Source organism: Magnetococcales bacterium (assembly GCA_015231925.1).
GTDB lineage: Bacteria > Pseudomonadota > Magnetococcia > Magnetococcales > JADGAQ01 > JADGAQ01.
Genome location: JADGAQ010000278.1, coordinates 1 through 4,115, shown reverse-complemented (window position 1 = coordinate 4,115; position 4,115 = coordinate 1). Strand labels below are relative to the sequence as shown.

Below are 4,115 nucleotides of genomic sequence, written 5' to 3'. Positions count from 1 at the left end.
TTCTTTCATGTTTCAACAGAAATTCTTCCTTGCAAAGCGGGGCGGACCATATATGTTTCAACAGAAATTCTTCCTTGCAAAGCGGGGCGGACCATATATGAACATCATGCCGGCATATATGAACATCATGCCGGCACTATTGCCGAACGACGAAAACGCATCCTGGCTCTTCCTGTGGTCAGCGTTGTGGATGGACCGTCATATTCCGTTCCGCCGATTGCTGAAACTCTGGCGAAAGTGACAGATCCTGTGTTGGCCAGGATCATGGCACGGATTCATGAGCAACATTTCTGCAAAGCGGCGTGATTCGTACAGGATACGGATGCAAGGCGGATTTCGTTGGACACCCCCGGACATTCCCGGATATTATGTGCTGGAAATGATGCCCCATCCAGGAGGATGTTTCCATGAGCCACGCTATCCCGTTTGACACCCTGGCCTTCGTGAAAGAGCTTGAAAGCGCCGGGGTTCCTGCTCCTCAAGCAGAAGCTCAGGCAAAAGCTCTTTCCGGCGTGCTTCAAAAGGTGGAAGAGTCCCACCTCAAGGAGTTGGCAACCAAGGGTGATGTTGAAACCGCCGTTGGTGCCGCCAAGATAGAGATTATCAAATGGACCGCCGGCATGTTCGCAGCCCAGACTGCCTTGATCATCGGTGCCATGTTCGCCGTGATGAAGTTGAACCAGCCGCCGGCACCCGTCCATCAGGCCCCAGCCGCCCAGGAGATGCGCTTGCCTGTTCCCGTCGTACCCGCGCCAGCGGTTCCCCTGCAGCCTGCACGGTGATACCGCCGGCACCACCCCATTGTTCTGGACAAAAGCTGGTGCCGGTGCCACTCCGATCAAAAGACCACTTTATCCCAGGGGGACGGCATTTTGTTCCCCGGTGTCTCGGCCTCTGGATGGATGGCCGCCTTCAACCTGTTCCGACTCGTCGGGGTCAAACCCAAAGCGGCGGACAGACCACGCGCCAATTCGAGTTGCTCCCTGGCGATACTGACCGCCGGGTGAGGCTTTTGTCTCCCATTCGGCAGGGTGATCACCGTTCCTTCGTCGCGGACCATCTGCACCGCCTCCTCGGCAAACGACATCGCCAGACAAACCCCCTCCAGGCACGCAACATCCAGGTTGGAGAGGAAATGCGCATCGGATTGAAGCAATTTCCACCACTCGTAAGCTCGTGGGAAATCCTTGATCACATCCGGGATCACGGTAATTCCTTCTCGTGGCCTCGGCTCGGCCTTGTTAATCCGGCACGGACGCAACGTGCCTGCCAGCGATTTTATTGCGGTGGGAACTGGGGGTCTGCCTCTCATGGTTCAATACTCCAAAAACAGTTGGTGAATTTTGGCTTCGTAAAAATTTAGGCAGGCGCGCGCATTTTGCCTTCATGCCGGCCAGGGATTTGACGGGATATCCCGGCTTGGACCCCCCACAGACACTCAGGCCGTGGGGGGGGGTGGCGTTCAAGATCAAAGAGCCGATTTTTTGATTTCTTCCAACGCCTCGTCCTCGAATGTCCATTTTTCGCGGCCAAGGCAAAGTTTTCGAAAATGCGGCAGGGACGGCGGGTATCTCTCCCCAGAATTGCGAATTTTAACCAATCCAGCATGGATTTCATCAGGGGTCAGGTCGGCCAGGTCTTCAAGCCAACCTCCATCATCGCAAACCCCGTGCGGACGGCTCCACACATCCCCGAACCAGTTGGAAAACGTAAGCCAAATAAGATCTATTTGCATTTCGGCATCACGTTTCGGCATCTCGTTCAACTTCACCGTCGATAATGCTTGCTTCCTTCTGGCCTCCTCGATCATGTCCCCTGGAATATTTTTGCCGCATGTGTTCTCTAGTTTTATCAGAAGCCGACATTCTGTTTCTATATTTTATCTCCGAATTGTTATTGGCGTTATTTGGTTCATAAAACATCTTCCAACCCGACATGATGGCCGTTTCGATTACCTGTTGTGGGTCATGTCCCTTAACCCGAAGATTGGACAAGCGAGCCAGCGCCATTCGCTCGGCCTTCGGGGTCATCGGCGCTTTCAAGGTTTTTCGGTGCGCGAGCCAGTCACCCCAAACAGAAGGAGAAAGCCATTCAGGCAACAAAACCAGCGCGTCAGCGCGCTTATTTGAATCAGAAATCAGGATTCCTTTATCAGGAATCAGAGAATCAGGGGATCTAGGCGATGCCTCGACATCGCCTAGGCAGTGCTTAGGCACTACCTTGGTAGTGCCTTCTGAATGATGTTCTTGTTTTTGTGGCGGAATTACGGAAGCCGCCTCCCTGATGTGTGGCGTTTGGTGCTTGGAAAAGTTGGTGATTTGGATAAATTTCTCCCCCTCAATGTTGTATCGCGCCAAAAAACCACGCGGCTCCAAATCATGCAAAAACTCGTTCACGTTGCAATCATCGAATGGGAAAATCATCGCTTTCAGCTTGCGGGGTCGATCCTCCAGCCGTCCCTCGCGGTCAGCCGCCAGCCACAACCCGATGAAAAACAGCCTACCCATTGGGGGGAATTTCTGCAAGCAACTCATTGCAGAAAAATCCAGGCTTGATGTTCCTTGATCGCATGGCGACCCCCTCAACGCGCCGCCGGTCCGGTTCCCCGGCCAGGTGGACGGCCACGAGGTTTGACTCGTGCAACACTCCTCAGATGGTCGCTTTCCGAAGTCGATGCAACGGCTCGCGCTTCGGCCCAGCTTTCCAGGTCAGACCGCGAATAAACAACGATTTTCCCCAATTTCGAAAATCGGGGCCCGTCGCCGGAGCAGCGGAGTTTTTCGAGCGTGCTTCCACCGATCCCCAAAAACTGTGCAGCAGCAGGGTTACGAAGGAATTTTGGCGTCACTGACTGTGAAACAGGCATTTTCATTCTCCCAACTTGGCGATGACTGGCGGATGATCAATCCGACAGCCGGAAACGTGCGCTACGTTGGGAAAAAAATAGACTCGAACGGGGAAAGCGGCAAAGATGGTCAAGCGCAATACAAAATATCTCATATAAAATCAATAAGATATCCGTGCGCATTAATTCGCAAAAATTCGCATTAATTCGCAGAAACTCGGAACAGACAGGTCAGATGTGATGTGAAACGATTCGCAGGAGACTCTTCTCGGCAAGGGTCAATTTCGGGCTGGCAGCCTTTATTTTCCCCACAATTTCCTTGATAGTTGCGTTCGGTGCTCCTTCTCGCATGCGCTTTGCCTCGGCGATAAGCCGAGCGTTGCGAGTTGCAATTTTTTTGCTCACAGGCCGACCAGGAAGACGCCGTTCCGGTTGTGGGGTGTTGTTTTTTTGCAAGGTATCGTCCAGCAAAATCGGTTTTTCTGGCCACCAGCACGGGAAAGGTTCTGGCAACCCCTCGGCGTAAAGCAACTCACGAAGCCGGACAGTATCAATCTTGTCATCAAATCCGCATGGCTGCTGACTTGTTGTTGCCTCCTTTCACGGCAAACCTTTCAGATTTTTGCCCGGCCAGGGGGTGAAAGGATTCCCCTTTTCCCGCCGTCGCGGTAGGTCGGGCATTCGGTAAGGAGTCGATCAGGCCAGCAGAGCTTCCGGGTGCCGTTGGGCAATCCGCAGCAGGGATGCCGCAGGCCCGGAAGGTTGCCGCCGCCCTTGCTCCCACTCTTGGAGAGTACGCACGCTGACGCCAAGGATCCCGGCAAAGGCGGATTGGGAAAGATTCATCGTATCCCGGACCTCCTTCACGTCCCCAGGGATATGAACGACAACACGCTGTCCCCCTCCCGCCTTGATGGCCCGAACCCCTTCAAGTAACTCCTGCCCGATATCTCGTTTATTCATGCCTCGTCGATCTCCTGTTTCAATTGCCTCAGCACATTGGTGGGGATGTCTTCAGCTTCGTTTTTGGCATAGATGGTCAACAGCCAAATCTCCCCCGCCCGGTTCCTCCAGTAATAAATGATTCGAACCCCGCCACGCTTTCCTCGACCATCGGTTCCCCACCTGACTTTACGGATTCCTCCACTGCCAGGAATGATAGCTCCCGCGCAGGGGTGCAGGGTCAGAGACCAATGGCGCTTAGTTAGCCGTTTTTTTTCGATTTCAAAAGGGTGTGACATCGGCCCCCTGATGGTGCATGATTAACGTA

At 53.7% G+C, this 4,115-nt stretch carries 8 protein-coding genes; 2 read left to right on the top strand and 6 right to left on the bottom strand.

Translation table 11 applies throughout. The annotated features are described in order from the left end of the window. Nucleotides 1–306 (top strand): hypothetical protein (locus HQL56_18675; GenBank protein ID MBF0311541.1); only part of this gene is annotated, 306 nt, incomplete at its 5' end. 101 nt (nt 307–407) lie between these two features. After that, nucleotides 408–782: a DUF1640 domain-containing protein gene (locus HQL56_18670; protein MBF0311540.1), complete on the top strand. Its 375-nt coding sequence runs from the start codon at nt 408–410 to the stop codon at nt 780–782. Between the two features lie 56 nt (nt 783–838). On the opposite strand, the gene HQL56_18665 is transcribed toward HQL56_18670, so the two are convergent. The 6 genes from HQL56_18665 to HQL56_18640 form a co-directional block, all read right to left on the bottom strand. After that, a complete protein-coding gene (locus HQL56_18665; protein ID MBF0311539.1) occupies nt 839–1,207 on the bottom strand; it encodes a phage terminase small subunit P27 family in 369 nt (122 codons plus the stop codon). A 261-nt stretch (nt 1,208–1,468) separates the two neighbouring features. Continuing rightward, entirely contained in the window at nt 1,469–1,756 is a 288-nt protein-coding gene (locus HQL56_18660) for a hypothetical protein (GenBank protein ID MBF0311538.1), read from the bottom strand. Further along, entirely contained in the window at nt 1,743–2,507 is a 765-nt protein-coding gene (locus HQL56_18655) for a hypothetical protein (GenBank protein ID MBF0311537.1), read from the bottom strand. Before HQL56_18655 ends, HQL56_18660 begins: the two co-directional genes overlap by 14 nt. Nucleotides 2,508–2,581: 74 nt before the next feature. After that, the gene (locus HQL56_18650; GenBank protein MBF0311536.1) at nt 2,582–2,872 is read right to left on the bottom strand and encodes a helix-turn-helix domain-containing protein; all 291 of its coding nucleotides are present in this window, start codon (nt 2,870–2,872) and stop codon (nt 2,582–2,584) included. Between the two features lie 204 nt (nt 2,873–3,076). After that, on the bottom strand, nt 3,077–3,376 hold the full coding sequence (locus HQL56_18645) for a hypothetical protein (protein ID MBF0311535.1): 300 nt from the start codon (nt 3,374–3,376) through the stop codon (nt 3,077–3,079). Between the two features lie 165 nt (nt 3,377–3,541). Then, nucleotides 3,542–3,808, bottom strand: a complete 267-nt coding sequence (locus tag HQL56_18640) for a type II toxin-antitoxin system MqsA family antitoxin (GenBank protein MBF0311534.1) — start codon at nt 3,806–3,808, stop codon at nt 3,542–3,544. Nucleotides 3,809–4,115: the final 307 nt, after the last annotated feature.

Coding starts and splice junctions, on each gene's coding strand:
- HQL56_18670 (MBF0311540.1), top strand. CDS start 408: ATGAGCCACGCTATCCCGTTTGACACCCTGGCCTTCGTGAAAGAGCTT.
- HQL56_18660 (MBF0311538.1), bottom strand. CDS start 1,756: ATGCCGAAACGTGATGCCGAAATGCAAATAGATCTTATTTGGCTTACG.
- HQL56_18655 (MBF0311537.1), bottom strand. CDS start 2,507: ATGGGTAGGCTGTTTTTCATCGGGTTGTGGCTGGCGGCTGACCGCGAG.
- HQL56_18650 (MBF0311536.1), bottom strand. CDS start 2,872: ATGAAAATGCCTGTTTCACAGTCAGTGACGCCAAAATTCCTTCGTAAC.
- HQL56_18640 (MBF0311534.1), bottom strand. CDS start 3,808: ATGAATAAACGAGATATCGGGCAGGAGTTACTTGAAGGGGTTCGGGCC.